Genomic DNA, 26737 nt, shown 5'->3' with positions numbered 1-26737 from the left:
GGGAGCCACCGCTCCCACTTGGTTGCGCTGCTCACTCAGGCAACCAGAGGCACGGCAATCAACAGGATCGCCGTGCCATGGGCGAGCGTCGCGGCCAACACACCATGACGCATGCGCAACAACGCGCAGGCCAGCCCTTCGATCAGGGTAAACAGCAACACCGGCCAGCCCAATTGAGTGACGCTCAGGGCCAGGAACGCATGGCAGGCCGCGAACGCCACGCCGCTGATCAAGGCCGCCCGCAGCGGCGTCAGTTGTTGTTCCAGATACCCCTGCAGATAACCGCGAAACAACACCTCTTCCAACGCATTGGCGCCATAGGCCAATACCACCATGCCTGGCAACCACACCCAGTAGTCGTGGATCGCTTGCGTATCCACGCCCTGGTAAAGCCGCAGCGGTACGCCGATCAGGCAGCCCACCGCCAGGCCCCTCGCCAGTCCGACGGCGCAATTGCCCTTGGACCACACGACCAGCCGCGACAAGTCCGGCGCTACCCACGCGAGCCCGGCAACCAGCAACAGCGATAGACCGCCCAGCGCCGCCAGCACAAAGGTGTTGGCGGTGAATGCTATCTGCACATCGTCACTGAGCGCCCACATGCGCAACGGCGTCATCGCATCGCGCATCAGCACAAACGCCGCCAACAGAATCAGGATGCGGATCGCCGTCATCGACCTGGGTGTGAGCGCGAACCACGCGCCGAACAGCAGCAGGCCTGGCGTCAAATGGATGCTGTAGTTAACCAGTGCCACCATGCCTTGAGTAATCATAAGCCGGCGTTTCGACGCTGCCACTCATCCACCACATCGCCCAGGGTTTTGGCCGTGTCGTTGCGAATCCAGGCCATGAATGCGCGATCGAACTTAAACCCCGGGCCGCAGTGTTCAAGCATGAAACGGCGCACGTTCTGGGTGTTTTTGTAGCGCGGGGTGATCGGGGTGCTGCGGGTGATGGGGTCGCTGTGCCAATTAAATTCCATTTTTTCTCACAAAGCGGTTTGTTGTTTTCGCCGTAGCATAGCGATGTGCCAGTTAAGCAGGAAGTGCCGGATAGCGTCACCACGCCACCACCTTGCGTACCGCCAGCAAGGCCTCGCGCAGCGCCGTCATGTCCACCGAGCCCAACGCCAGGCGCAGCGCATGCGGTACATGGGCGGATACGGCAAACGGTTCGGCGGTGGACACGGCGATATTTTCGCGCTGCAAGGTCATGGCGATCTGATCGGCGCGGGCCTCTTCCGCCAGGGGCAACCAGAGAAAATACGACGAAGGATGGCTGATGTACGTCAGCCCCTTCAGCACCTGTGCCGCCAATGCCTGGCGCGCCCGGGCATCCTGGCGTTTCTGTGCTTCCAGTTGAGCCACCGTGCCGTCGTCGAGCCAGGCCACGGCAATCGCGCTCATTACCCCCGGCACATTCCAGGTCGTGGCCATGATGCTGCGTTCCAGGGCCTTCACCCACGCCGCCGGGGCTGACACAAAGCCGACCCGCAGGCCGGTGGCGACGCTTTTCGAAAAGCCGCCGACATACACCGTGCGTTCCGGCGCGAGGGTCGCCAACGGTGGTGGCGCGTGTTCTGCCAGAAATGCGTAGGCCGCGTCCTCGATGATCATCAGGTTGTGCTGACGGGCGATGGCTACCAGGTGTTCGCGTTGCTCCAGGCTCATCACCCAACCCAGCGGGTTATGCACGGTCGGCATGCTATACACCGCGCGGACCGGATGCTTGCGACACAGGCGGTGCAGATGATCGAGGTCGGGGCCGCTGGCGGTGAGCGGGATCGCCAGCATTTCCAGGTGCAGGGTCTCGGCCAGCACCTTGAAGCCTGAATAGGTCAGCGCGTCGACGGCAATCACATCCCCCGGTTTGAGCAGCGCCATCAGCGTCACGGCCAACCCATGTTGCGCGCCGCTGACCAGCAGCACCTGATCGGCTTCGACCGTCAGCCCTCGACTCAGCAGATGGCGCGCCACCGCCGCGCGTTCATGTTGGCGCCCGGCGTGGGGCTGGTAACGCAGTAACGCTTGCAGATCGCCCGACAGCGCCAGTTGACGCAATGCCGTGCGCAGCAGCTCGGCCTGGCCCGGCAATGACGGGTAATTGAAATTCAGATCCAGCATGCCCGGCGCCACGCTCATCTGCCCACTGCCCTGCCCCGGCGGTAGCGAGATCTCGCGCACGAAGGTGCCGCGACCGGTTTCACCGCTGACCAGGCCCATCGCCGCCAGCTCGCTGTACACGCGGCTCGCGGTGACCAGCGCGAGGCCGTGGCGCGCGGCCAATTGGCGATGGGTGGGCAGACGCTCGCCGGGCGACAGCCTGCCGCTGCGGATGTCCTCGGCGAAGGTGTCGACCAGGTTTTTGTAACGGGCGCGAGGCATGGGCGATGTATCCATGACAATTTTTTGATTGTCTTAATCTTCCTGCCTAGCATGGCCCGCACGCAACCTCTCCTTTTTTCGGGCCCCCTTCATGGAACAGACCTCACCGTTCAATCCCCTGGCCAACAGCACCCAGGGTTGGATCAATGGCTTTATCGGCGTGGTGATTTTCAGCGGTTCGTTGCCGGCGACGCGCCTGGCGGTGATGGAATTCGAACCGGTGTTCCTCACCCTGCTGCGCGCCACCCTGGCCGGCGTGTTGGCGTTGTGCCTGTTGGCTTTTTTCAAGGAAAAACGCCCAACACGCGCGCAATGGCTGCCCCTGGTCATCGTCGCCCTCGGCGTGGTCATCGGCTTCCCCTTGCTGACGGCACTGGCCCTGCAATACGTGACGTCCGCGCACTCCATCGTGTTTATCGGCCTGTTGCCGCTGGCCACGGCGCTCTTTGGCGTACTGCGCGGCGGTGAGCGGCCACGCCCGGTGTTCTGGTTGTTTTCGATCCTGGGCAGCGCGCTGGTGATGGGGTATGCCGTCGCCCAGGGCCTGAGCGCCGCACCGGCCGGCGACCTGCTGATGCTGTTGGCGGTGCTGGTGTGCGGCCTGGGTTATGCCGAGGGCGCCAAGCTGTCGCGCAGCCTGGGCGGCTGGCAAGTGATCTGTTGGGCGCTGGTGGTGTCGTTGCCGGTGGCGCTGCCATTGAGCCTGATGCTCGCGCCGCCGACCTTCACCGGCATCAGCCTGCCGGCGTGGCTGAGCCTGGGCTATGTGGCGCTGTTCAGCATGTTGATCGGGTTTGTGTTCTGGTACCGCGGGCTGGCCCAGGGCGGCATCGCCGCGGTCGGCCAGTTGCAGTTGCTGCAACCGTTCTTCGGCCTGGCGCTGGCGGCGGGCCTGCTGCATGAGCAGGTCAGCCTGGGCATGGTGCTGGTGACAGTCGCGGTGATCGGCTGTGTGGCCGGGGCCAAGCGGTTTGCGCGCTAGCGTCTGCGGCGATGGCATTATTCCCATCCGGCGCGCGTCCTGTTAAACAGGACAGTCACCCCAGAACAATAAGGACTTGGCATGCACACCCCATCACTGCAAGACACCACCGCCCCCGAAGGCATCTGCTACGGCTGCGGCGGCAGCAACCCCCACGGCCTGCATATCAAGAGCCGCTGGGACGCCGACGGCGTTCACGTGGTCGCCGAGCACCAACCGGAAGCGAAATACAGCGGCTGGCCGGATCTGGTCTACGGCGGCCTGATCGCCATGCTGGTGGACTGCCACTCGAACTGGACCGCCATGGCCTACCACTACCGCGCCGAACAACGCGAACCCGGCAGCCTGCCGCGTATCGACTGCGTGACCGGGCATCTCGGGATCAAATTCATCAAGCCCACGCCCCTGGGTGTCACGCTGACCTTGCGTGCCCGGGTCGAGGGCGATGTGGGGCGTAAAAGCCGCGTGGTCTGCGAGGTATACGCCGGCGATGTGCTCACGGCGATCGGCGATTCGGTGTTCGTGCGCGTCGATACCGGGCAACTGGCCGCCGCCGCCCACGCTCGCAACGCGTGATCCTGGTCTACATTGACTGGCACCGCTAATCGAGGACTGCACCGATGACTCGTCTCACCGCGAAAGACTTCGCCCCCGAACTGCTGGAGCTCTACGACGGCTACGCCCACGGCAAGATCAACCGCCGCGAGTTTCTCGACCGCGCTGCACTGTTCACCTTCGGCGGGCTCACCGCGTCGGCGCTGCTCGCCGCCCTGAGCCCCAACTATGCGCTGGCCGAGCAAGTGAAATTCACCGACCCGGACATCGTCGCGGACTACATCACCTACCCTTCGCCCAAGGGCAACGGCACGGTGCGCGGCTATCTGGTGCGCCCGGCCAAGACCACCGGCAAAGTCCCCGCCGTGGTCGTGGTGCATGAAAACCGCGGCCTCAACCCGTATATCGAAGACGTCGCCCGGCGCCTGGCCAAGGCCGGCTTTATCGCCCTCGCGCCGGATGGCCTGACATCCGTGGGGGGCTACCCCGGCAACGATGAAAAAGGCGTAGCGCTGCAACAAAAAGTCGACCCGACCAAGCTGATGAACGACTTCTTCGCGGCCATCGAGTGGCTGATGCACCACGACAACAGCACCGGCAAAGTCGGGATTACCGGCTTCTGCTATGGCGGCGGCGTGGTCAACGCAGCAGCCGTGGCCTACCCGGAACTGGGCGCTGCCGTGTCATTTTACGGGCGGCAGCCAGAGGCCAAGGACGTGCCGCGCATCAAGGCACCGATCATGCTGCATTACGGCGAACTGGATACGCGGATCAACGAAGGCTGGCCGGCCTATGAAAAGGCCCTGAAGGCCGCGGGCACCACCTATGAAGCGTATATCTACAAGGGCGCCAACCACGGTTTTCACAACGACTCGACGCCGCGTTATGACGAGGCGGCGGCGAACCTGGCGTGGCAGCGCACGCTGGGGTGGTTCAACAAATACCTGGCCTGACCGCCTCTGAATGTGTAGAGGTTAGCCGCCGACAAATGTTTCATTTTGCTTCTTGATGAAAATTTCAGCCCTGCGCCGCCATCACCGTCAGCCAGGCCTTGAACGCCAGCATCGCCGAGGTTTCGGCGCGTGACTGCAGGCGCGTCAACCAATAGCTGCCGGTGCTGATGCCCACGTTGAAGGGCTGGCGGATCGCATCACTTTCCAGTTGTCGCGAGAACATCAGCGCAGGGGCCAACGCCACACCGACACCCTGCAACGCCGCCTCCATCATCGCCAGCGATGAGTCAAACACGATGCTGCGCGGCACCAGGGTGTCGGCAGGCAGCCCGGCGGCCTGGAACCACAGGTTCCACTCATCGGCGCGATAGGAGCGCAGCACCGTGTGCTTCAACAGCTCGGCCGGCGTGTGTAACTGCTCGGCGATTGACGGCACGCAAAGCACCGTCAGCGGCGCTTCGAACAATGGGCAGGCGTCGGTGCCATGCCAGGCCCCGGCGCCGAAACGGATCGCGTAATCCAGGCCTTCGGCGGCGACATCGACACGGTTGTTGTGCGTCGACAGGCGCAGGTCGATAAACGGGTAGCGGTGCTGGAAGTCCGCCAGGCGCGGCAGCAGCCAGCCCACCGCAAAAGTGCCGACCGCGCCGACGCTGAGCACTTCGCGGTAGTGCCCGCCTTCGAACTGGCCCAGGGTGTGGGCAATGCGGTCGAAGGATTCGCGCAGCACCGGCAACAACGTCTCGCCTTCGCGGGTCAGCATCAGGCCACGCGGCAGACGTTTGAACAGGGTGACGTTCAGTTGCACCTCCAGGCTCTTGACCTGGTGGCTGACCGCCGCCTGGGTGACACACAACTCAATGGCGGCCCGCGTAAAACTCAGGTGCCGGGCGGAGGCCTCGAATGCGCGCAGGGCATTGAGAGGCAGATGGGAACGCAGCATGCTTGCCCCTAATTTTTCTAATGGCTGGTGCGAAATATCATCGTTTGCCCAGGCCCGGCGAACTGTCTACCTTTGGCACGCCCGCGCAGGCTGTTCATTCAATCGATCACACTCATGGAAGCGATATCATGCCCCAACAAGCGGTATTTGGAGTGCGTCATTTAGCGGCGCTGGCAATGTTTCTCGGCGCCGGCCAGTGCCTGGCCGCCACCGACCTGCAGGCCGTGGTAGACGCCAGCGTCAAGCCGTTGATGCAGCAGCAGGCCATTCCCGGCCTGGCGGTGGCGGTGGTGCAGAACGGCAAGGTGCAATACTTTAACTACGGCATGGCATCGAAAGAAACGCAGCAACCGGTCAACCAAAACACCTTGTTCGAAATCGGCTCAGTGAGCAAAACCTTCACCGCAACCCTGGGCGGTTACGCCCAGGCCATCGGCAAGCTCACACTGTCGGACAAGGCCAGCCAATACTGGCCTGCGTTGGCCGGCAGCGCCTTTGACCGCATCAGCCTGCTGCAACTGGCGACCTACACCCCCGGCGGCCTGCCGCTGCAGTTTCCGGATGCCGCCGACAACGCCGACGCCATGCTCGGCTACTTCCAGCGCTGGAAACCCAGCTACGCCCCGGGCGCGCAACGTCTCTATTCCAACCCGAGCATCGGCCTGTTTGGCTACCTCGCGGCGCGAAGCCTGGGCCAGCCGTTCAATGTCGCCATGGAGCACACCCTGCTGCCCAAGCTGGGGTTGAGCAACACCCACCTCAGCGTGCCCACCGCGCAATCCGGCGAGTACGCCCAAGGCTACGACAAGCAGCAGAAACCCGTCCGTGTAAGCCCTGGCGCACTGGACAGCGAAGCCTACGGCATCAAGACCAGCACCCACGACCTGGCGCGCTACGTGATCGCCAACCTGCACCCGCAAACCCTGGAAAAGCCGCTGCAACAAGCCATCGCCAGTACCCACGCCGGTTATTACCGCGTGAACGGCATGACCCAGGGCCTGGGCTGGGAGTACTACCCCTACCCCATCGCCCTGCAAGCGCTGATGGACGGCAATTCGACACCGATGGCCATGGAACCTCACCGTCCCGATTGGCTGGCGACGCCGCAAGCGCAACCGGCCAACGTGCTGTACAACAAAACCGGCTCAACCGCAGGTTTTGGCGCGTATGTGGCGTATGTGCCAAGCAAGGACATGGGCGTGGTGATCCTGGCGAACAAGAACTATCCGAATGCCGAGCGGGTCAAGGTCGCCCATGCGATCCTGAGCGCGCTGGATCACTGAGCAAGGTGGGAGCCAGGCTCCCACATCGTGAGGTCTACATCCCCAGCCAGTGCGGCAGCGCCAGCGAGATGAACGGCAGGTAGGTGACCATGATCAGGAACACCAACAGGATCATCAGCCACGGCATCGCCGCACGAATGGTCTGCCCCAGCGTCAAGCCGGTCACCGCCGAGGTCACGAACAGGTTCAAGCCCACCGGCGGGTGGACCAGGCCGATTTCCATATTCACCACCATCACGATCCCCAAGTGAATCGGATCGATGCCCAGCTTCATCGCGATCGGAAAGAAGATCGGCGCCAGGATCAACACGATCGCCGACGGTTCCATGAAACTGCCGGCGATCAGCAAGACCACGTTGACCATGATCAGGAAGCCGATCGGCGTGAGCCCTTCGGACAGCACCCAGGCGGTGATTTCCTGGGGGATCTGTTCGGTGGTCAACACATGGGCGAAGAGCATCGCGTTGGCGATGATAAACATCAGCATGATCGCCAGCCGCCCGGACTCCAGCAGCACCTTGGGACAGTCGCGCAAACTCATGTCCTTGTAGACGAACAGCGCGACAAACGCCGAGTACACCGCTGCCACCGCCGCGGCTTCGGTCGGGGTGAACATCCCGCTGTAGATGCCACCGAGGATGATCACCAGCAGCAGCAAGCCCCAGAACGCACGGCGCGCGCAGGCCAGCCACTCGCGAAAGCTCGCCCGTGGCTGCGCCGGCAGCTTCTTGATGCGCGCCACGATATAGATCGCGACCATCAGCATCAGGCCCAGCAGCAGCCCCGGGATCACCCCGGCCATGAACAACTTGCCGACCGACGTTTCCGTGGCGGCCGAATACACCACCATCACGATCGACGGCGGAATCAGGATGCCCAGGGTGCCGGCGTTGCAGATGATGCCCGCGCCGAACGCCTTCGGGTAACCGGAGCGCACCATCCCGGCCACCGCAATCGAACCGACGGCCGCCACGGTGGCCGGTGACGAACCGGACAACGCGGCAAACAACATGCACGCCAACACCGCCGCAATCGCCAGGCCGCCACGGATATGCCCGACACACGCATTGGCGAAGTCGATCAGCCGCTGCGCCACGCCGCCGGTGGTCATGAACGCACCGGACAGCAGGAAGAACGGAATCGCCAGGAAGGTATAGGCATCCGAGGTTTCGAACAGCTTGATCGCCAGGGAACTCACCGAGTCCTGGCTGAACATCAGGATCGACACCGCGCCGGACAATCCGAGGGAAATCGCGACGGGCACGCCGAGGAACATGAACACAAACAACAGCAGAAACAGACAGAGCACGGCCATCAGTGACGCTCCTCATGGCCGCCGGCCAATTTGCTCGCTTCACCGGCCTCGTCGGCCAGCCCCAACCCGACCTGGCGGTGGGTGAACAGGCGATAGAAAATTTCCAGGTAGCGGATAAACACCAGGGCAAAGCCGACCGGCACGATGAGCACGATGTCGCCGACATCGATGCCGAACTGGTCGAGGTCTTCGGCGCCGATGTGCGCTGTCATCACCGCACTCACCCACCTGTAACTGGCGACCATGAACAGCCCGGCATAGGCCAGGCAGCACAGGCAGGCAAGCATCCCAAGCAAGCGCTGCACCCGGCGTCCGGTCAGCTTGACCAGCGCATCCACTCCAAGGTGGCCGGCGGTACGCACGCCGTAGGAAATGCCGAAGAAAATCAGCCAGCCGAACATGGCCTTGGTCAGCGCCACGCTCCAGGTCATGTCCTGGGCCCAGGTCATGGTGCCGTCGCCCAGGGCGTTGAAAAAATGGCTGCTCCAGGCCCACTGGTCGGCCAGGGCAAAGAACAGCGTGTAGATGTTGTTGAGCATGACGTAAACGAATGTCACCAGGGTCATGGCGGCCAGCAGGAAGGCAATGACGCCTTCCTCCAGGTGCTCCCAGACGCGCCTGAGCGTTTGCATGGCAAAACCTCGCGAAGCGGGAATAGGTTTCAGAGTGGAAACCGGATCAACCTGTGGGAGGGATCTCGGTATGCCCCGGCATTACAGGTTGGACGCATCCGCCGCCTTGATCAGGTCAGCCCCGATCTCGCCTTCGAACATCTGCCAGACCGGGCGCATGGCTTCGCGCCATTGCTGGCGTTGCGCGGGGGTCAGTTCGATGATTTCGCTGGTCTTGGCGTCGACGATCTTCTGTTTGGCCGACTGGTTCAGCGCCTCGGCCTGCTTGTTCACCTCAACGGTGACCTCGGCCATGATCTGCTCCAGGGTGCTGCGCACATCCGCTGGCAGGCCGTTCCAGAACTTCGCGTTGGTGATCACCATGTAGTCAATCAGGCCATGGTTGGACTCGGTGAAGTACTTCTGCACCTCGTTGACCTTCTGGCTTTCATAGTTCGACCAGGTGTTTTCGGTGCCGTTGACCGTACCGGTCTGCAAGCCCTGGTAGACCTCGGCAAAGCTCATCTTGCGCGGGTTGGCGCGGATCGCCTTGAACTGTTCTTCAAGCACGCTGGAGGCTTGCACGCGGAACTTCAGGCCACGGGCGTCCTTGGGTTCGTGCAGGGCTTTGTTGGCCGACAACTGCTTGAGACCGTTGTGCCAATAGGCCAGGCCGAGGATGTTCTTGTTCTGCATCGAGGTCAGTAACTGCTTGCCTTGGGCGGCCTGAAAGCGGTCGACGGCGGCCAGGTCGTTGAACAGGAACGGCAGGTCATAGATCTGCACCTGTCTGGTGTATTGCTCGAACTTGGCCAGGGACGGCGCGAGCATCTGCACATCGCCCAACAGCAGCGCTTCCATTTCCTTGCCATCGCCGAACAGCGACGAGTTCGGGTACACCTCGACCTTGACCACGCCCGGCAGGCGTTCTTCGGCAAGTTTCTTGAACAGCAATGCGCCCTGGCCTTTGGGCGTGTTTTCGGCAACCACATGGGCGAACTTAATCACAATCGGGTCCGCCGCCTGGGCCAGGCCCGCGACGAACAAGGTGGCGGCGCAGAACAGCGCCCGGGAGAGCTTGAGCATGGGAAATCACCTTCTTATTGTTGTGTTGTAGGGCAAGGTGCCTGATATGGCGCGTGTAGTGAATTTCGAGTTTTTGATACCTGCGTTCGGCTTAGATGAACGCCAACCTGAACGAAAATGCAGATCCTCTCTCGCCTCTGGCTTCGGCTGCGCCCGTCAGCGCCGGGCGGCGAGCAGCCGTTGTGCGCGCAACAGAACCGGGGCATCCACCATCTGCCCATCGATCTGATACGCGCCGGCCCCGTGGGCTCCGCCCGCCACCACGCGCTTGGCCCAGGCCAAGTCTGCGGCGCTCGGAGCCAAGGCCGCATGGATCACCGCCACCTGCCGGGGATGGATGCACAGCGCGCCGGCAAAACCCATTTCATAGGCATGCCGGATCGAGCGGCGCAGGCCTTCGGGGTCGTCGATGGCCGGGTGGACGCCGTCCAGCGGGGCCACCAGGCCGGCGGCGCGGGAATGCACGATCAGCGCCAGGCGCGCCTGGTCCAGGGCAAAGTCAGCCGCTGGCGAAGGGCTGCTCAGATTCAAGTCGAGCGCCAGGTCCAGGCCGCCGAACGACAGGCGCTCCACCTGCCGCGCATGGGCAATCGCGGCCACCGCCAGCAGGCCCTTGGCGCTTTCGATAATCGGCCAGATCCGTTTGCCGGCGGCGGCCACCACCGCGACCTGGGCGGCACTTTCGACTTTTGGCAGCAGCACGCCCGCCACGTTTGCATGGGCGCTGCAGAACGCCACATCGTCAGCGTGTTCGGCGTGCTCCGGCGCGTTGATCCGCACCCACACCCGGGCGTCGGGGTGGGCGCGCAAAAACGCGCCAAGGTTCTCCCGCGCCTGCCGCTTGAGCGGCTCTTCTACCGCGTCTTCAAAATCCACAATCACCGCGTCGGCACCGCTGGCCAGCGCTTTGGAAAACCGCTCCGGGCGGCTGCCGGGAACGAACAGGGCTGAACGAACTACAGGCGTTGGCATCACCACACTCCTTGTCAGATAACGCCGCGCGCGCGCAGGTCGTCGATGGTTTCGCCCGAATAACCGAGCTGATCGAGAATGCCCTGGCTGTGCTGGCCTAACGCGGGCACCGCATCCATGCGCGGGCTGAATGCAGTATTACGCGCTGGCGGCAACAGCGCTGGCAGCGGACCGGCCGGGCTCGCGACTTCGCGCCAGCTGTCACGTGCCTTGAGTTGCGGGTGGTCCCACACGCCGTGCATATCGTTGACGCGGGCACTGGCGATCTGCGCATGTTCCAGGCGCTGGATGACGGCCTCGGCGTCGAGCCGGGCGAAGCTGTCGACGATGATCCGGCGCAGCGCCTCGCGGTTGGCCGAGCGCTTGAAGTTGGCGCAGAAGCGCTCGTCCGTGGCCAGCGCCGGGGTGAGCAGCACCTTGTCGCAGAACGCCGCCCATTCGCGCTCGTTCTGCAAGCCGAGCATCACGGTACCGCCGTCGCCGGTGGGAAACGGCCCGTAGGGATAAATCGTCGAATGCGCCGCTCCGGCACGCGGCGGTGGCGGTGCTCCGTCGAAGGCGTAGTACATCGGGTAGCCCATCCACTCCACCAGGCTTTCCAGCATGCTCACGTCGATATGGCTGCCCTCGCCGGTCTTGCCGCGCAACAACAGCGCCGAGAGGATGCCGCTGTAGGCGTACATGCCGGCGGCGATGTCGGCGATGGAGCAACCGGCCTTGGCCATCTGGTCGTCAGCGGGCCCGCCGGTCACCGACAGAAAGCCGCCCTCGCTCTGGATCAACAGGTCATAAGCCTTCTTTTGCGCGTAGGGCCCGCCTTCGCCATAGCCGGAAATATCGCAGATGATCAAGCGCGGGAAGCGCGCATGCAGCGTCTCGAACGACAGGCCCATGCGCGCCGCTGCACCGGGTGCGAGGTTCTGCACCAGTACATCGGCGTCGGCGAGCAAGCTGTCGAGAATGGCGCCCGCCGCGTCTTGCTTGAGGTCCAGGGTCAGGCTTTCCTTGGAGCGGTTGGTCCACACGAAATGCGACGCCAGGCCGCGCACGCGTTCGTCATAGCCACGGGCGAAGTCACCGCTGCCGGGGCGTTCGATCTTGATCACGCGCGCGCCGAGATCGGCCAATTGGCGTGTGCAAAAGGGTGCGGCGATCGCATGTTCCAGGCTGACAACGGTGATACCGTCCAGCGGTCGTTGATTAGCAGTCATGACGATTCCTCAAAGCCAGTGGGCCATGCACGGGGTGTTGCGCAGCTGCCAGACCTTGGCGATCAACGCGTCGGCCTCGGCCGGGGTGCGCGCGCCGCTGAACTGGGTGAGGCGCTGGAATTTATCCGCCAGCTCGGCGCGGCTGAGGCTGTTGCCGGGGTCGCCCTTGGGCTCGTCGATAGCGCCGTGCAGCGTGCGGCCATCCTCGGTGGTGACGGTGACGCGGCCCAGCCAACGCTGCGGATAGGCGTCGTCGACTTCGCGATCGAGGGTCATGCTGACCTTGTCGCGAAAGGCCGAGACGGCGGGATCGCTCAGTGCCAGCGTGTGGAACTCAACCAGCCCGGCCTTGCCATGCACGGCGATCAGGCCCAGCACGGTGCCCATGGAGAACTTGGCCTGGTGAACGGTGGCCGGCGTAGTGACGCGCCCCAGCACATCGATGGCGCCCTGATGCACGCGGGTCTGCACCTTGGCGATCGCGGCGGCATCGAGGCCTTCACGCTGCATCAACTGCAGCAGCGCATCGGCGGCAGGATGGGTGTGGCGACACGAGGCATGGAACTTGAACGAGGTTTCCAGCAGCGCCCAGCGCCGGCCGAGGTCGGCGGACAGCTTGTGCGGTTCGGCATCGCGGGACATCCCGGCCGCCAGGCCCTGGTCGCCTTCGAGGATATTGCGCGCGCCCGTCAGCCCGTCCGCCGTCAGGTACGCGGCGAGCAAGCCATCCGCCGCCGCCTTGGCCGTGTGCAATTGCTTGGAGTCGGCGGCATCGCGCAAAAACTCCCACAGCCCGGCAGCCTGGGTGCCGGCGCTGCCGAGCAGGTTGATGAATTGCTCCTGATCGAACCCCAGCAATTTGCCCACGGCCACCGCCGCCGCCAAGGTGCCGACGGTCGCGGTGGTGTGGAAGATGCGGTAGTGGGAACGGCCCATGAATTCGCCGATGCGAATTCCGGCTTCATAACCGGCCACCGCGGCCAGCAGCAGTTCACGGCCGGATTTGCCGAGGTCCTGGGCCGCCGCCAGGGCCGCGGGAAAGACCACCGTCGCCGGGTGCAGCACCGAGCTGTTGTGCAGGTCATCCTGCTCCACCAGGTGCGACGAGGCGCCGTTGACCAACGCGGCGAAATACGCGCTGCTGCTGCGGCCATTGACGATCACCTGCGCCGGGCCGCTGCTCGGCCCCATTTTCTGCGCGTAGCGTTCAAACAGTGGTATCGGGTGCGCGCCCTGGCTGGCCAGCGCCGACGCCAGCCAATCGAGAAAAAGGTCTTCGGTGCGCGCCAGCACCGGTTCGGGCAACTGCGCATAGGTCAATTCGGCGAGGAACCGACACAGGGCTTGGGTATGGCTCATGTTCAGGCCCTCAGAAACTGCGTGGCAGTTCGAGCAAGTGCTCGGCCACGTAGGACAGGATCAGGTTGGTGGAGATCGGCGCCACCTGGTACAGGCGGGTCTCGCGGAATTTGCGTTCCACGTCGTACTCGCAGGCAAAACCAAAGCCGCCGTGGGTTTGCAGGCACGCATTGGCCGCCTCCCAGGACGCCTTGGCCGCCAGGTACTTGGCCATGTTCGCGCTGGCCCCGGCAGGCGCGCCACGGTCGTATTCCTCGCAGGCACGCCAGCGCATCAGGTCGGCCGCTTCGATTTCGATATGCGCTTCGGCAATCGGAAACTGCACGCCCTGGTTCTGCCCGATGGGCCGGCCGAACACCACACGGTCGCGGGCATAGGCGCTGGCCTTTTCGATAAACCAGCGGCCATCGCCGATGCACTCGGCGGCGATCAGGGTGCGCTCGGCATTCAGGCCGTCGAGGATGTACTTGAAGCCCTTGCCCTCTTCGCCGATCAGGCTGTCCAGAGGCAGTTCGAGGTTGTCGAAGAACAGCTCGTTGGTTTCGTGGTTGACCATGTTGGCGATGGGTTGCACGGTCAGGCCGTTGCCGATCGCCTCGCGCAGGTCCACGAGGAAGATCGACATGCCTTCGGACTTTTTCTTCACGTCGGCCAGCGGCGTGGTGCGCGCCAGCAGGATCATCAGGTCGGAATGCTGCACCCGCGAGATCCAGACTTTCTGGCCGTTGATCACGTACTTATCGCCGCGCTTGATCGCGGTGGTCTTGATCCTGGTGGTGTCGGTGCCGGTGCTGGGCTCGGTGACGCCCATCGATTGCAGTCGCAATTCGCCACTGGCCAGCTTGGGCAGGTAGAAGCGTTTTTGCGCGGCGCTGCCGTGGCGCAGCAGGGTGAACATGTTGTACATCTGGCCGTGGACGGTGCCGGAGTTGCCGCCGCAACGGTTGACCTCTTCAAGGATCACCGACGCTTCAGCCAGGCCGAGGCCGGAGCCGCCGTACTCTTCCGGGATCATCGCCGACAGCCAGCCGGCGGCGGTCAAGGCCTTGACGAAGGCATCGGGGAATGCTTTTTCTTCGTCGATCCGACGCCAGTACGTCGCATCGAATTCGGCGCACAAAGCGCGCACGCCTGCGCGGATGGCATTGAGTGCTTCATTGTCATTCGGGTTCATTAACGGCTCTCCGCCTGTTGTTCTGGTGTTATTCGAAATGCACACGGGCCTGCTGGGCCAAGCCATCGTGATTACCGGCCCACAGCTCTGCCACGCCGGCTTGGCTGATACGCCCGGCGACTTCAAACGGTTGCGCAGCGATCAGCGGGCGCACGCCGCGATAGTCGAAACGGCGCACCGTGGCGCGGGGATGGGCCCGACAAAAGGCGCGCAGGCTCAACGTGGCGATCAACGGCCCATGCACCACCAGGCCCGAATAGCCTTCCGTGCCGGTGACGTAGGGATAGTCGTAGTGAATGCGGTGGCCGTTGAAAGTCACGGCGCTGTAGCGAAACAGCAGGGTCGGCGTCGGCTCGATCGCTTCGCACCACTCACCCGCCGCCAGCGCAGCGCCGTTGCCCGGCTTGGGTGGGGTCGGTTCGCGGTAGACGATGTCTTGTTCTTCGCGGATCGCCAGGCGGCCGTCCTGGGTGTAGTCATGGCGCACGGTGACAAACAGCAACGCACCGGTGCGGCCGGTTTTTTCTTCGACCTGGGTGATGGTCGACACACGGCTGGCCGCCTCGCCGGCGCGCAGCGGATGCAGGAACTCGAGACGCCCACCGGCCCACATGCGATTGCGGTTATCCGCCGGCGGCAGGAAGCCGCCACGGGCCGGGTGGCCGTCGGTGCCCAGGGCCGATTCCGGCAGCGGGTCCTGGAAGAAACACCATTGCCACAACGGCGGCACCGCCGCGCCGTGTTCGGGCACGGGCTCGCCGAATGTCGCGGCGATGCGTGTGAGCAGGTTGTGGCTCAGGTGGTCGTGGGCCGTTTCGCTTCGGCCGATCCAATCAGTGGCGCTCATCGGGTGCAGGTCCTCGGGCTGTGAATGTGTGCTCCGGATCATGCAAGCGCCCGACCGTTCTGAGAATTTGCATTTCAATAAGCCAGCGTTCGGCTATGCTGAACGCCACGCATTGATGGGCAACGGGCTTGCTTCGGTTGGTTGGCATTTTCATCGCCGGCACACTGTCAGCGCAGGCAAGCCCCGCACCGCCGTTGCACCGAACAGCCCTGTCCACCCCGGAGCCGCCATGCACTTCGATCTCGCCGACCTGCGCCTGTTTATCCATATCGCCGAATCGCCCAGCCTGACCCAGGGCGCCAAGCGCGCCTTCCTCTCGCCGGCGGCTGCGAGTGCGCGCATCAAGGCCCTGGAAGGCCAGTTGGAAACACGTCTGTTGTACCGTGACAGCCGCGGCGTGGAGATCACCCCGGCAGGCGAGCGGCTGCTGCACCATGCGCGGCTGATCATGCGCCAGGTGGACTACCTGAAAAGTGAGTTCACCCAATACGGCGTCGACTCCGCCGGGCATATCCGCATCTTCGCCAACACCACGGCGGTCACTGAGTTTCTTCCCGAAGTGTTGGCCGGTTTCCTCTCCCAGCGGCCTGGTGTCACTGTCGACCTGCAGGAGCGCCTGTCCCGCGATATCGTGCGCGGCGTGCTCGATGGCACCAGCGACATGGGCATCATCGCCGGCCCTGTGGAGGCCGCGGGCCTGCAGGTGCTGCACTTCAGCACCGATAAACTGGTATTGATGGTGCCCGTGGGCCACCCCTTGGCGGACCAACCCTCGGTGACGCTGGAACAGACCCTCGCCTACCAGCATATAGGCCTGCACGAAGGCAGCACCTTGCTGAGCTTCCTGCGCGAGCACGTCGAGCGGGTCGGCAAGCAGTTGTCGCTGCGCATCCAAATGTCGAGTTTCGAGGCGATCTGCCGGATGGTCGAGGCGGGCGTGGGCATTGGCATCATCCCGGAATCCGCCGCCGTGCGGCACAGCCGGACCATGCAGTTGGTGGCGGTGAAACTGGATGAGCCGTGGGCGATTCGCGAACGCAGTATCCTGGTGCGCGAACTGGAAGCGCTGCCGGGGACCATTCGTGCCCTGATCGCGACCTTGATGCCGCAAAGCGCCTAGACTCCAGAGTCACCTTGCCAGAGGAGACTGCCCATGCAACTCGAAGGTTCCTGCCATTGCGGCGCTGTGACGTTCAGCCTGACCAGCGCCCACCCCTACCCTTACCAGCGCTGCTATTGCTCGATTTGCCGCAAGACCCAGGGTGGCGGCGGTTACGCGATCAACCTCGCGGGCGACAGCAACAGCCTGAAAGTGCGCGGGCGCAAGCTGATCTCGATCTACCACGCCAGGCTCAAGCCCGAAGGCGCCAGCCGCGCCCATGCCAGCAGCGCCGAACGGCATTTCTGTTCACAATGCGGCAGCGCGCTATGGCTGTTCAGCCCGCAGTGGCCGGAGCTGATCCATCCGTTTGCCTCGGCCATCGACACACCGTTGCCGGTGCCGCCACAGCACACGCACCTGATGCTCGGTTCCAAGGCGCCCTGGGTCGAAGTCAGCGTGCGCAAGGGCGACCTGCAGTTCGATGAATACCCGCAGGAATCGATCGCGCAGTGGCATGAGCGGTTGGGGTTGGCGCGTTAACAGTCTTTGACAGTTTTCCGACAAAGCTTGCAAAGATTGTCGGACAGCCCTTCCCTAGCATTCGAGCATCCAAACAGCCATCCGGGTGCTCTTCATGTTTCGCACATTGCGCGGTATTCCGCTGCTGGGCTGCCTGCTCGGCAGTATCGGTTGCCATGGTCAACCGCCTGCCCCGCCGCCGATCCCCAAGGGCGACTACAACGCGATCATTCGCTATCTACAAACCCGCATTCCGTGGGAGATGGCCCGGGAGCAGGTGCCCGGGCTGTCCATCGCCCTGGTCAATGGCCAAGAGTTGATCTGGGCCAATGGTTTCGGCGTGGCCGACAAGGCCCGGGGCGTACCGGTGACGCCGAATACGGCATTTCGCGCCGGCGCGATCTCCAAGCTCCTCACCGCCACCGCCGCGCTGCAACTGGTGGAACAACAGCAACTGGCCCTTGACGCACCGATCCAGCAAACCTTGCGCGAGTTCTATGTGCGCTCGCGCTTCCATGACGACCAGGCCGACGCCGACCGCGCCATCACCCTGCGCCGCTTGCTCAGTCATCAGTCGGGCTTGCCCAGCGAACACCTGCGCGGCCTGCGCAACACCTTCGCCATGGGCCAGATGCCAATGCGTATGTCGGGCGTGTGGCTGAGCACCCCGCCGGGTTCGCAGGTGGCGTACTCGAATCTCGGCTATGCGCTGGTGGGCGCGGCTATCGAACGCAGCAGCGGCAAGGCATTCGAGACCCAGTTGCAAAACAGCCTGTTCAAGCCGTTGAAGATGAACCAATCGAGTTTTGTCGGCGTCAGCGCGCACGTGCCCCACCGCGCGCTCGGCTATCAGGATGGCAGCGCCAGTACCGACGCCCAGGTGCGCGACCTCGCCGCCAGCGGCTTGTGGACCAGCCCCAAGGACCTCAGCCGCTACGTACAGATGCTGTTCGCCCAAGGCCTCTACAACGACACCCGCGTAATGGACCGCGCTTCCATCGAGCAGATGTTTACCCAACAAAATATCGGCAACGTGCTGGACTTCGATTGCCAGATGGGCCTGGGCTGGTTTCTCTCGCCCTGTGGCGACAAGCCAGTCAGCCCAGGCATACGCACGTTCCAGCACAGCGGCGGGGGCGACGATTTTGCCGCGCAGGTGACGGTGCTGCCCGACCAGCAGTTGGCAGTGATCATCATGGCCAACGACAGCAACGCCGAAGACATGGTGGTCGCGCTGAGCACCGACACCCTGCGCCTGATGCTCCAGGCGCAAACCGGCGCGCCGGTATGCGCCGACGACTGCCAGGCGCCCAAGCACGGGGGCAAGTTGCGCCAGGTGCCCGCCGCCATCGACCGTAAGCGCCTGGCCGGGTTCTACGCCACGGCCTGGGGCGTATTCCGGATCAGGGATACCCCTACGCGATTGTCCGGCGAGTTGGCCGGATACACCTTCGAACTGCTGCGCGATGAAGACGGCTGGTTGCGCGCGCAGCAAAAAGTCCTGGGGTTCTGGCTCAAGGATCTCGGCGGGCTGGGCCGCGTGCAACTGGACGTGGTGACGGTGCAAGGCCGGCAGATACTCACCGCGCGCAGTCACGGCCAGCGGGTGGCCGTGGGCGAACGCATCGACCCGCCGCCCCTGCCACTGGCCTGGGCCGACACCGTCGGCACCTATCAAGTGCTCAGCACCCACGAACCCGACGCGCCACTCAGCGGCATCAGCGTGCGCCTGGAAGAAGGCTTCCTGGTGATTCGCGGCCAACTGCACGACAAGCCGCTGACCGATTACATCCTGCTGCCCGTGGACCACGCCCATGCCGTGCTTGCCGGCAACGGCTATGGCCTGGGCGACACCGTCAGCCGCCAGGTCAACGGCCTCAGCGCCTCGGGCTACGCCTTCAAACGCACGCAGTCGCCCCATAAGCCCTTGATTTTCTAACCATGGATGCACCTGCTTATGCGTTCGAAACACCTTTGCCTGTCCATCAGCTCAGTGTGCCTGTCGAGGGCGCCGACAAGGCCCTGGGAAAAATCAAATCGCGCACGCAATTGGGCGTGAGTGCCAGCTATGACTTGGGCGGTGTGACTGTCGGCACAGCAGTCTGCGGCTTTTTGCAATCGCCCCCCCGTACCTGCCCCCCCCAAAAACCTTATTCGGTATACGCCCAACTCATCCGAAACGACGCCCCGCCCCACTCCGAATCGACTACCTGGACCTGCCCGCCATGCCATTGGCAAACCCGCTGCACCAGCGCCAGGCCGAGGCCGAAGCCGCCGGTGCGGCGGTCGCGGCTGGCGTCGAGGCGGATGAACGGCTGGAAGATCTTCGCCCGGCCTTCCTCGGGGATGCCGGGGCCGTCATCGCAGACCCGCACTTCATAACCACTGCCGAACTTGACCAGCGACACTTCCACGCGGCGGTCGGCGTAACGAATGGCGTTGCGCAGCAGGTTGATCACCGCACGCGCCATGAAGCGCGGTTCGATCTGGATAACGTCGACTTCACAGGTACGCAAGGACAACTGCACGCCTTCCGCCTCGGCCTCCAGGGCCACGCTGCCGATCACACTGTCGAGCCAGCTGTGGGCCTCGATATTTTCCTGCGTGACCTGGGTGGCGCCGCGCTCCAGGCTGGCGTAGGTCAACAATTCAGAGACCATTTCCTCCAACTCGCCAAGGTCGGCATACATGTCGGTGATCAGTGCGAGGCTCTGCCGGGGATCGGCCTGTTGTTTGAGCTGGTCGAGCTCGAACGACAGGCGCGCGATGGGCGTGCGCAGTTCGTGGGAGACCGCGTTGGTCAACTCACGCTGGTTGGCGATCAGGCTCTCGATGCGTTCGGCCATCTGGTTGAAGTGCCCGGCCAGTTCGCGCACGGTGGAGCGACGCGGCAACAGGATGCGTGAGCCGAGGTCGTTATCGCCGAAGCGCTGGGCGGCCAGGCGGATATGCTCCAGGTCGCGCCAATGCGGGCGCACCCAAAAATACAGCACGATAGCCAGGCACAGTCCGAGAAAGCCGTAGACCCACATGTACATCCATTTGGGTTCTTCCGGCAGTTTGATTTCCAGCAACTGCATGCCACTGTCGATGCGGGAGAGGAACTCCTTGAAGTCCCCGCGCACCACCAGCAAGCCGTCGTCCAGCAGCTTTTTTTCACGCTCGGACAGCCCCAGGGCTTCGCTTTCAACCAGCTTCAGGTGCAGCCCGTAATGGGGTTGCAATTCGGCCAAGCGGGCTTGCCGCGCTTCGCCGACATGCGGTCGCAGTTGTTCGACCAGGCCATAGGCCGGGCCGCGCACGGCCTCGCGGCTATAGGTTTCGTCGGTTTCGGGCAGCAACTCGTCGAACGTGTAGTTGACCAGCCAGATCGCTCCCGCCAGGCCCAGGGCCAGAATCACATACAGGCGTAGAAACAGGCGCAGCATCTAGACCTCCCACGCAAACGGATTGAACAGATAACCCTTGCCCCAGATAGTCTTGATGCACACCGGCTCACGGGGGTTATCGTTGAGCTTGCCGCGCAGTTTGCTGATGTACACGTCGACGCTGCGGTTCAGGCCATCAAAGGCGATGCCGCGCATGCGGTTGAGGATGTCATCGCGCGAGAGGATCTTGCCGGCGCTGCTGGCCAGCAACCACAACAGTTCGAACTCCATGGTGGTGAGGTCGATCTTCTCGCCGCCCAGGCTGACCACCCGGCAACTGCGGTCAATGACCAGGCGCCCGAACTCGATGGCACCGCGCACCGTCGGCTCCGGCGCCTGGCGCCGTTGCAACGCTCGCAGGCGGGCCAGCAGCACCGGCGGTTTGATCGGTTTGATCACATAGTCGTCGGCGCCGGACTCCAGGCCGAGAATGTGGTCCAGGTCGTCTTCCTTGGCGGTGAGGATCACGATCGGCGTGTCGGACACCGCGCGAATCGCGCGACACACATGCAAGCCGCTCTGGCCCGGCAGCATCAGGTCGAGCACGACAATCTTCGGCTTGAAGTCAAGAAAGGCCGCCAAGGCCGCATCACCGCGATGCACCGCCCGTACCTCAAAACCGTGCTGTGCCAGAAAGTGCGCGATCAGCCCTGCCAGCTTCTCATCGTCCTCAACGAGCAATACCTTGCCCAGCCCCAGGTTTTCCATAAGTTCTCAGTGCACAACGCGGATTGAAGTGCGCGCATTATAGGTGGCAAGTTGCCCGCCGGCAGCGCTTGGCCGGCCACACGCGATGAAGCTTCATGCTTTTAAGAGTTTTTAACAAATAGCCTGCAATTTTTAACGCCGTCACCGAGCGTTGTATGCGCAGCCGTCGCCTCAGGCTGGCACGCCACTGTGAAAGCGGAACTCGACGTCAGGGGACTCGATCAGTTCCTGCTCGGCCGCCCTCACCCGCTCGATCACCTGGGCAATATCCTTGGCCTCGCCATACTGATAAGCCAGTTTCAAGTAACCCTGGTAGTGCCGCGCCTCGCTTTTGAGCAGGCCGAAGTAGAACTTGCCGAGTTCTTCGTCCAAATGTGGCACCAGCGCCTCGAAACGCTCGCAACTGCGCGCCTCGATAAAGGCGCCGACCACCAGGGTGTCCACCAGTTTGACCGGCTCGTGGCTGCGCACCACCTTGCGCAAGCCCGAGGCATAACGCCCGGCGTGCAACTGACGCAGCGCGACCTTGCGCGTCTTCATCAGGCGCATGACCTGTTCGTGATGGACCAGCTCTTCCCGGGCCAGGCGCGACATCATATTGATCAAGTCGACATGGCTGTGATACTTAGCGATCAGGCTCAAGGCAGTGCTGGCGGCCTTGAATTCGCAGTTCTTGTGGTCGATCAGCAGGGTTTCCTGATCGGCCAACGCGGCCTGGACCCAGGCGTCAGGGGTGGGGCAACCGAGGAATTCGTGGATTTCGGGCAGGTTCATCGGGCTCACGGGCAAAGGATCACAAAAGGTCGCCGATTATACCGACCGCGCCGCAGACCACCAGCCGCTGGCCTTGATGTGCATCAACATGACGTCTGGCGGGCAGCAACTATAGTTGTTCAACGCCCCCTTTCTGGAGAGTCCCGATCATGCAAGCCATCCGCAGCATCCTGGTGGTCCTTGAGCCCGAGCATTCGGAAAGCCTGGCCCTCAAACGCGCCAAACTGATCGCCGGGACTACCGGCGCGCGCCTGCACCTGCTGGTGTGCGACAAGAAACATGAGCATTCGGCGCTGTTGAGCCTGCTCAAGTCCGGCCTGACCGAAGACGGCTACAGCGTCACCACCGAACAGGCGTGGAATACCAGCCTGCATGAAACCATCATCGAGGTGCAGCAGGCCGAAGGCTGTGGCCTGGTGATCAAGCAGCACTACCCCGACAGCCCGCTGAAAAAGGCGCTGCTGACCCCGGCCGACTGGAAGCTGTTGCGCTACTGCCCGGTGCCGGTGCTGCTGGTCAAGACAGCAACGCCATGGAACGACGGCGTCATTCTCGCCGCCATCGATGTAGGCAATACCGACACCGAGCATCGTGCGCTGCACCACATGATCATCGACTACGGCTTCGACATCGCCAGCCTGGCCAAGGCGTCACTGCATGTCATCAGCGCCCATCCATCGCCAATGCTCTCGGCCGGCGACCCGGTGTTTCAGCTCAAGGAAACCATCGAGGCGCGTTATCGCGAGCAGTGCAAGGCATTCCAGGCCACGTTCGATATCGACGACGCCCACCTGCATATCGAAGAAGGCCCGGCGGATGTGCTGATTCCCCATGCCGCCTACACCTTGAAAGCCGCAGTGACGATCATCGGCACCGTGGCGCGCACCGGGCTGACCGGCGCGCTGATCGGCAATACGGCGGAAGTGGTGCTCGATGCGCTGGAAAGCGATGTGCTGGTGCTCAAGCCCCAGGCACTGACGGATCAACTGGAAAAGCTGGCCAACAAAGCCTGATCGTCAGGCGCCCAACACATCCTTGAGAAACCCCGGCGCGATATAGCGCTGGTAGTGCGCCTCGGACAGGATGAAAAACTCACGGTCGATGGCATCGCGCAGCTGCGGCAGGTTCCACTCGCGGAACTCCGGCAGCAGCACCATGCCATAGGCCTCCAGGTTGGAAATCACCCGTGCCCCGCGGGCGATCAACTGGTAGGCCCAGCAGTACTCGGACTGGTGCGGCACAAAGCGGATCTTGCGTTGCTCCAGCTGGCTGCGCAGAGTCTTGGGGTCGAAAACCTCCAGCTTGCCGGCCATGACCTGCACCAACAGTTGCTCGAGCCGCAGCCACACCGCACGTTTTTCTTCTTCGTTATAGCCGTTCCACTGGATCACTTCGTGGTGGAAACGCTTGCAGCCGCGACACACGAGGTCACCGTAAACCGTGGAGCACAGGCCTACGCAGGGGGTCTTGATGGCTTGGTTGGACATGGGCGGCAACACGCAAATCAGCGAAACAGGGCGCCATGTTAGCCCTTTGTCTAAGGTTGATCACCCAGCAAACTTGGCTTGGCAACTTACGTTTAGATTTTTTTTGCCGTAGAATCATCCGGCCTTATAAGGCGCCAATAATCCGCTGGAAGCTGTTTTCAAAGCGTCACGAGCACAGTCGTTCCTTCAGAACGGTGTTGGCGATGGTCAATGACCCGGCAGGTCAAGCCAGCGCCAACCCTCATCAGCTCCGTTCTGCAGGCGTAAAACTTTGAAAGCAGCTTCTGTGAGGAATGTCGGCAGCGCTGGCTTTGCGGCCCAAAAAGCCCCCGAGCGCATGCGTGCCGTTCATTTCTGGATGAGCGTCCCGTGGGACCACTGATGAGGGTAATAACTGTGCTTGAAGCCTACCGCAAACATATCGAAGAGCGTGCAGCCCTGGGTATTGTTCCCCAGCCGCTTAATGCCGAACAAACCGCAGGCCTGGTCGAGCTGCTGAAAAATCCCCCGGCTGGCGAAGAAGAATTCCTCGTTGACCTGATCACCAACCGCATTCCACCAGGCGTTGACGAAGCTGCCTACGTCAAAGCCGGTTTCCTGTCTGCCCTGGCCAAGGGCGAAGCCACTTCTCCCCTGATCGACAAGAAACGCGCCGTTGAACTGCTTGGCACCATGCAAGGCGGCTACAACATCGTGACCCTGGTCGAGCTGCTCGACAACGCCGAACTGGCGCCTGTTGCCGCCGCTCAACTCAAGCACACCCTGCTGATGTTCGATGCGTTCCACGACGTGGCTGAAAAAGCCAAGGCCGGCAACGCACACGCCAAGGCCGTGATCCAGTCCTGGGCCGACGGCGAGTGGTTCAAGAACCGTCCGACCCTGGCCGACAAGATCAGCCTGCGCGTGTTCAAGGTCTCCGGCGAAACCAACACCGACGACCTGTCGCCTGCGCCGGACGCCTGGTCCCGCCCTGACATCCCGCTGCACGCCCTGGCCATGCTGAAAATGGCTCGCGACGGCATCGTGCCGGACGAGCAAGGCAAGACCGGCCCGATGAAGCAGATCGAAGAAATGCGCGGTCAAGGCTTCCCGATCGCCTACGTCGGTGACGTGGTCGGTACCGGTTCGTCGCGTAAATCGGCAACCAACTCCGTACTGTGGTTCTTCGGCGACGACGTTCCTTACGTGCCGAACAAGCGTGCTGGCGGCTTCTGCTTCGGCAGCAAGATCGCTCCGATCTTCTACAACACCATGGAAGATGCTGGCGCACTGCCGATCGAATTCGACGTCACCAACATGAACATGGGCGACGTGATCGACCTGTACCCGCATGCTGGCAAAGTCTGCAAGCACGGTACCGATGAAGTCCTGACCACCTTCGAAATGAAGACCCCGGTGCTGTTGGACGAAGTCCGTGCCGGCGGCCGTATCCCGCTGATCATCGGCCGTGGCCTGACCGAGAAGGCGCGTGCCGAACTGGGTCTGCCACCGTCCGACCTGTTCAAGAAGCCGGAAGCTCCGGCCGAAAGCACCAAGGGTTTCACCCTGGCGCAGAAGATGGTCGGCAAGGCATGCGGCGTGACTGGCGTTCGTCCAGGCACCTACTGCGAGCCTAAGATGACCACCGTGGGTTCCCAGGACACCACCGGTCCTATGACCCGTGACGAACTGAAAGACCTGGCGTGCCTGGGCTTCTCGACCGATCTGGTGATGCAGTCTTTCTGCCACACCGCGGCGTATCCTAAGCCGATCGACGTGACCACCCACCACACCCTGCCTGACTTCATCATGACTCGTGGCGGCGTGTCGCTGCGCCCAGGCGACGGCATCATCCACAGCTGGCTGAACCGCATGCTGCTGCCGGACACCGTCGGCACCGGTGGTGACTCCCACACCCGTTTCCCGATGGGCATTTCGTTCCCGGCCGGTTCCGGCCTGGTAGCGTTCGCCGCAGCCACTGGCGTGATGCCACTGGACATGCCGGAATCGATCCTGGTGCGCTTCAAAGGCAAAATGCAACCTGGCATCACCCTGCGTGACCTGGTTCATGCCATTCCTTACTACGCGATCCAGGCTGGCCTGCTGACCGTAGAGAAGAAAGGCAAGAAGAACGCCTTCTCCGGCCGCATCCTGGAAATCGAAGGCCTGGACAACCTGAGCATCGAACAAGCCTTCGAGCTGTCCGACGCCTCGGCTGAACGTTCGGCTGCCGGTTGCACCATCAAGCTGTCGAAAGAGTCGATCACCGAGTACCTGAACTCCAACATCACCCTGCTGCGCTGGATGATCGGCGAAGGCTACGGCGATGCACGTACCCTGGAACGTCGCGCCCAAGCGATGGAAGCCTGGGTTGCCAACCCGGAGCTGATGGTGGCCGATGCCGACGCGGAATACGCCGAAATCATCGAGATCGACCTGGCCGACATCAAGGAGCCTGTGCTCTGCGCGCCAAACGACCCGGACGACGCCCGTCTGCTGTCCAGCGTTGCTGGCGAGAAGATCGACGAAGTGTTCATCGGTTCGTGCATGACCAACATCGGTCACTTCCGCGCTGCCGGTAAACTGCTGGATCAGGTCAAGGGTCAGCTGCCAACCCGTCTGTGGCTGTCGCCACCGACCAAGATGGACGCTCACCAACTGACCGAAGAAGGCTACTACGGCATCTACGGCAAGGCTGGCGCGCGCATGGAAATGCCGGGCTGCTCGCTGTGCATGGGTAACCAGGCACGTGTAGAACCGAATTCGACCGTCGTGTCGACTTCGACCCGTAACTTCCCGAACCGTCTGGGCGATGGCGCCAACGTCTACCTGGCTTCGGCCGAGCTGGCGTCGGTGGCTTCGATCCTGGGTCGCCTGCCGACCGTCGAGGAGTACATGGAATACGCCGCGAAGATCAACACCATGGCCAGCGATGTGTATCGCTACCTGAGTTTCGATCAGATCGCCGAGTTCCGTGAAAGCGCTGCAAACGCCAACATCCCGGTGCTGCAAGCCTAAGGGTGTGTTGATGTAAAGGACGCCGCGTATCGCAAGATACGCGGCGT

At 63.0% G+C, this 26737-nt stretch carries 25 protein-coding genes; 9 read left to right on the top strand and 16 right to left on the bottom strand.

Annotated features, from left to right (window positions below):
• Positions 1–35: 35 nt before the first annotated feature.
• From MOQ67_RS14980 to MOQ67_RS14970, 3 genes are all read right to left on the bottom strand, one after another.
• Complete coding sequence (locus MOQ67_RS14980; protein WP_104903302.1) at positions 36–773, bottom strand: CPBP family intramembrane glutamic endopeptidase; 738 nt, start codon at positions 771–773, stop codon at positions 36–38.
• Positions 770–982, bottom strand: a complete 213-nt coding sequence (locus MOQ67_RS14975) for a DUF6434 domain-containing protein (protein WP_046490999.1) — start codon at positions 980–982, stop codon at positions 770–772. Before MOQ67_RS14975 ends, MOQ67_RS14980 begins: the two co-directional genes overlap by 4 nt.
• Before the next feature lie 76 nt (positions 983–1058).
• The gene (locus MOQ67_RS14970; protein ID WP_104903303.1) at positions 1059–2384 is read right to left on the bottom strand and encodes an aminotransferase-like domain-containing protein; all 1326 of its coding nucleotides are present in this window, start codon (positions 2382–2384) and stop codon (positions 1059–1061) included.
• Positions 2385–2475: 91 nt separating this feature from the next.
• Here MOQ67_RS14970 and MOQ67_RS14965 point away from each other — a divergent pair, with 91 nt between their 5' ends.
• From MOQ67_RS14965 to yghX, 3 genes are all read left to right on the top strand, one after another.
• A complete protein-coding gene (locus MOQ67_RS14965) occupies positions 2476–3366 on the top strand; it encodes a DMT family transporter (protein WP_102617551.1) in 891 nt (296 codons plus the stop codon).
• Between the two features lie 81 nt (positions 3367–3447).
• Entirely contained in the window at positions 3448–3942 is a 495-nt protein-coding gene (locus MOQ67_RS14960) for a PaaI family thioesterase (RefSeq protein ID WP_079443999.1), read from the top strand.
• Between the two features lie 44 nt (positions 3943–3986).
• The gene (gene yghX, locus MOQ67_RS14955; protein ID WP_102617552.1) at positions 3987–4874 is read left to right on the top strand and encodes a YghX family hydrolase; all 888 of its coding nucleotides are present in this window, start codon (positions 3987–3989) and stop codon (positions 4872–4874) included.
• 64 nt (positions 4875–4938) lie between these two features.
• Here yghX and MOQ67_RS14950 read toward each other — a convergent pair whose 3' ends face one another.
• Positions 4939–5817: a LysR family transcriptional regulator gene (locus tag MOQ67_RS14950; protein ID WP_198718271.1), complete on the bottom strand. Its 879-nt coding sequence runs from the start codon at positions 5815–5817 to the stop codon at positions 4939–4941.
• A 128-nt stretch (positions 5818–5945) separates the two neighbouring features.
• Here MOQ67_RS14950 and ampC point away from each other — a divergent pair, with 128 nt between their 5' ends.
• Positions 5946–7100, top strand: coding sequence for a class C beta-lactamase (ampC, locus tag MOQ67_RS14945; protein WP_198718272.1), 1155 nt, complete (start codon positions 5946–5948; stop codon positions 7098–7100).
• Positions 7101–7134: 34 nt separating this feature from the next.
• On the opposite strand, the gene dctM is transcribed toward ampC, so the two are convergent.
• The 8 genes from dctM to MOQ67_RS14905 all read right to left on the bottom strand — a co-directional run bounded on the left by dctM (position 7135) and on the right by MOQ67_RS14905 (position 15675).
• The gene (gene dctM, locus MOQ67_RS14940; protein ID WP_017846452.1) at positions 7135–8415 is read right to left on the bottom strand and encodes a C4-dicarboxylate TRAP transporter large permease protein DctM; all 1281 of its coding nucleotides are present in this window, start codon (positions 8413–8415) and stop codon (positions 7135–7137) included.
• Entirely contained in the window at positions 8415–9047 is a 633-nt protein-coding gene (locus MOQ67_RS14935; RefSeq protein ID WP_057004636.1) for a TRAP transporter small permease, read from the bottom strand. The genes dctM and MOQ67_RS14935 overlap by 1 nt, the downstream gene beginning before the upstream one ends.
• 81 nt (positions 9048–9128) lie before the next feature.
• Complete coding sequence (locus tag MOQ67_RS14930) at positions 9129–10112, bottom strand: TRAP transporter substrate-binding protein (protein ID WP_017846454.1); 984 nt, start codon at positions 10110–10112, stop codon at positions 9129–9131.
• A gap of 156 nt (positions 10113–10268) precedes the next feature.
• Positions 10269–11084: an HpcH/HpaI aldolase/citrate lyase family protein gene (locus MOQ67_RS14925; RefSeq protein WP_193040277.1), complete on the bottom strand. Its 816-nt coding sequence runs from the start codon at positions 11082–11084 to the stop codon at positions 10269–10271.
• Positions 11085–11098: 14 nt separating this feature from the next.
• On the bottom strand, positions 11099–12295 hold the full coding sequence (locus MOQ67_RS14920) for a CaiB/BaiF CoA transferase family protein (protein WP_198718273.1): 1197 nt from the start codon (positions 12293–12295) through the stop codon (positions 11099–11101).
• 9 nt (positions 12296–12304) lie between these two features.
• Complete coding sequence (locus tag MOQ67_RS14915) at positions 12305–13654, bottom strand: MmgE/PrpD family protein (RefSeq protein ID WP_198718274.1); 1350 nt, start codon at positions 13652–13654, stop codon at positions 12305–12307.
• A 10-nt stretch (positions 13655–13664) separates the two neighbouring features.
• Positions 13665–14828 carry an acyl-CoA dehydrogenase family protein gene (locus tag MOQ67_RS14910; RefSeq protein ID WP_046490983.1) on the bottom strand — a complete coding sequence of 388 codons (1164 nt, stop codon included), beginning with the start codon at positions 14826–14828 and terminating at the stop codon, positions 13665–13667.
• Between the two features lie 28 nt (positions 14829–14856).
• Positions 14857–15675, bottom strand: coding sequence for an FAS1-like dehydratase domain-containing protein (locus MOQ67_RS14905; protein WP_046490981.1), 819 nt, complete (start codon positions 15673–15675; stop codon positions 14857–14859).
• A 229-nt stretch (positions 15676–15904) separates the two neighbouring features.
• Here MOQ67_RS14905 and MOQ67_RS14900 point away from each other — a divergent pair, with 229 nt between their 5' ends.
• From MOQ67_RS14900 to MOQ67_RS14890, 3 genes are all read left to right on the top strand, one after another.
• Positions 15905–16795 (top strand): LysR family transcriptional regulator, encoded by an 891-nt coding sequence (locus MOQ67_RS14900; protein ID WP_046490979.1) that lies wholly within the window; start codon positions 15905–15907, stop codon positions 16793–16795.
• A 33-nt stretch (positions 16796–16828) separates the two neighbouring features.
• A complete protein-coding gene (locus tag MOQ67_RS14895) occupies positions 16829–17317 on the top strand; it encodes a GFA family protein (RefSeq protein ID WP_017846461.1) in 489 nt (162 codons plus the stop codon).
• Between the two features lie 94 nt (positions 17318–17411).
• Positions 17412–19235 (top strand): serine hydrolase domain-containing protein, encoded by a 1824-nt coding sequence (locus tag MOQ67_RS14890; RefSeq protein WP_198718275.1) that lies wholly within the window; start codon positions 17412–17414, stop codon positions 19233–19235.
• 211 nt (positions 19236–19446) lie between these two features.
• Here MOQ67_RS14890 and MOQ67_RS14885 read toward each other — a convergent pair whose 3' ends face one another.
• The 3 genes from MOQ67_RS14885 to miaE form a co-directional block, all read right to left on the bottom strand.
• Positions 19447–20724, bottom strand: coding sequence for an ATP-binding protein (locus MOQ67_RS14885; RefSeq protein ID WP_017846463.1), 1278 nt, complete (start codon positions 20722–20724; stop codon positions 19447–19449).
• Entirely contained in the window at positions 20725–21432 is a 708-nt protein-coding gene (locus MOQ67_RS14880) for a winged helix-turn-helix domain-containing protein (protein WP_017846464.1), read from the bottom strand. It lies immediately after the preceding gene.
• 171 nt (positions 21433–21603) lie between these two features.
• A complete protein-coding gene (gene miaE, locus MOQ67_RS14875) occupies positions 21604–22206 on the bottom strand; it encodes a tRNA-(ms[2]io[6]A)-hydroxylase (RefSeq protein ID WP_198718217.1) in 603 nt (200 codons plus the stop codon).
• 149 nt (positions 22207–22355) lie between these two features.
• Here miaE and MOQ67_RS14870 point away from each other — a divergent pair, with 149 nt between their 5' ends.
• Complete coding sequence (locus MOQ67_RS14870; protein WP_017846466.1) at positions 22356–23219, top strand: universal stress protein; 864 nt, start codon at positions 22356–22358, stop codon at positions 23217–23219.
• 3 nt (positions 23220–23222) lie between these two features.
• On the opposite strand, the gene MOQ67_RS14865 is transcribed toward MOQ67_RS14870, so the two are convergent.
• Positions 23223–23693: a DUF1289 domain-containing protein gene (locus MOQ67_RS14865; protein WP_017846467.1), complete on the bottom strand. Its 471-nt coding sequence runs from the start codon at positions 23691–23693 to the stop codon at positions 23223–23225.
• 396 nt (positions 23694–24089) lie between these two features.
• On the opposite strand from MOQ67_RS14865, the gene acnB reads away from it, so the two are divergent.
• Positions 24090–26690 (top strand): bifunctional aconitate hydratase 2/2-methylisocitrate dehydratase, encoded by a 2601-nt coding sequence (acnB, locus tag MOQ67_RS14860; protein ID WP_017846468.1) that lies wholly within the window; start codon positions 24090–24092, stop codon positions 26688–26690.
• Positions 26691–26737: the final 47 nt, after the last annotated feature.

The organism is Pseudomonas sp. LY-1 (genome assembly GCF_053502595.1).
This window is presented reverse-complemented; position numbering and strand designations above follow the sequence as displayed.

Bases quoted from the DNA above. Each gene is read 5' to 3' on its own strand.
- MOQ67_RS14980 (WP_104903302.1), bottom strand. From the start codon at position 773: ATGATTACTCAAGGCATGGTGGCACTGGTTAACTACAGCATCCATTTG.
- MOQ67_RS14970 (WP_104903303.1), bottom strand. From the start codon at position 2,384: ATGCCTCGCGCCCGTTACAAAAACCTGGTCGACACCTTCGCCGAGGAC.
- MOQ67_RS14900 (WP_046490979.1), top strand. From the start codon at position 15,905: ATGCACTTCGATCTCGCCGACCTGCGCCTGTTTATCCATATCGCCGAA.
- MOQ67_RS14885 (WP_017846463.1), bottom strand. From the start codon at position 20,724: ATGCTGCGCCTGTTTCTACGCCTGTATGTGATTCTGGCCCTGGGCCTG.
- MOQ67_RS14960 (WP_079443999.1), top strand. From the start codon at position 3,448: ATGCACACCCCATCACTGCAAGACACCACCGCCCCCGAAGGCATCTGC.
- MOQ67_RS14890 (WP_198718275.1), top strand. From the start codon at position 17,412: ATGTTTCGCACATTGCGCGGTATTCCGCTGCTGGGCTGCCTGCTCGGC.
- MOQ67_RS14950 (WP_198718271.1), bottom strand. From the start codon at position 5,817: ATGCTGCGTTCCCATCTGCCTCTCAATGCCCTGCGCGCATTCGAGGCC.
- MOQ67_RS14910 (WP_046490983.1), bottom strand. From the start codon at position 14,828: ATGAACCCGAATGACAATGAAGCACTCAATGCCATCCGCGCAGGCGTG.
- yghX (WP_102617552.1), top strand. From the start codon at position 3,987: ATGACTCGTCTCACCGCGAAAGACTTCGCCCCCGAACTGCTGGAGCTC.
- MOQ67_RS14930 (WP_017846454.1), bottom strand. From the start codon at position 10,112: ATGCTCAAGCTCTCCCGGGCGCTGTTCTGCGCCGCCACCTTGTTCGTC.
- miaE (WP_198718217.1), bottom strand. From the start codon at position 22,206: ATGAACCTGCCCGAAATCCACGAATTCCTCGGTTGCCCCACCCCTGAC.
- MOQ67_RS14870 (WP_017846466.1), top strand. From the start codon at position 22,356: ATGCAAGCCATCCGCAGCATCCTGGTGGTCCTTGAGCCCGAGCATTCG.
- MOQ67_RS14965 (WP_102617551.1), top strand. From the start codon at position 2,476: ATGGAACAGACCTCACCGTTCAATCCCCTGGCCAACAGCACCCAGGGT.
- MOQ67_RS14975 (WP_046490999.1), bottom strand. From the start codon at position 982: ATGGAATTTAATTGGCACAGCGACCCCATCACCCGCAGCACCCCGATC.
- MOQ67_RS14935 (WP_057004636.1), bottom strand. From the start codon at position 9,047: ATGCAAACGCTCAGGCGCGTCTGGGAGCACCTGGAGGAAGGCGTCATT.
- MOQ67_RS14865 (WP_017846467.1), bottom strand. From the start codon at position 23,693: ATGTCCAACCAAGCCATCAAGACCCCCTGCGTAGGCCTGTGCTCCACG.
- MOQ67_RS14905 (WP_046490981.1), bottom strand. From the start codon at position 15,675: ATGAGCGCCACTGATTGGATCGGCCGAAGCGAAACGGCCCACGACCAC.
- MOQ67_RS14895 (WP_017846461.1), top strand. From the start codon at position 16,829: ATGCAACTCGAAGGTTCCTGCCATTGCGGCGCTGTGACGTTCAGCCTG.
- dctM (WP_017846452.1), bottom strand. From the start codon at position 8,415: ATGGCCGTGCTCTGTCTGTTTCTGCTGTTGTTTGTGTTCATGTTCCTC.
- ampC (WP_198718272.1), top strand. From the start codon at position 5,946: ATGCCCCAACAAGCGGTATTTGGAGTGCGTCATTTAGCGGCGCTGGCA.
- MOQ67_RS14880 (WP_017846464.1), bottom strand. From the start codon at position 21,432: ATGGAAAACCTGGGGCTGGGCAAGGTATTGCTCGTTGAGGACGATGAG.
- MOQ67_RS14915 (WP_198718274.1), bottom strand. From the start codon at position 13,654: ATGAGCCATACCCAAGCCCTGTGTCGGTTCCTCGCCGAATTGACCTAT.
- MOQ67_RS14925 (WP_193040277.1), bottom strand. From the start codon at position 11,084: ATGCCAACGCCTGTAGTTCGTTCAGCCCTGTTCGTTCCCGGCAGCCGC.
- MOQ67_RS14920 (WP_198718273.1), bottom strand. From the start codon at position 12,295: ATGACTGCTAATCAACGACCGCTGGACGGTATCACCGTTGTCAGCCTG.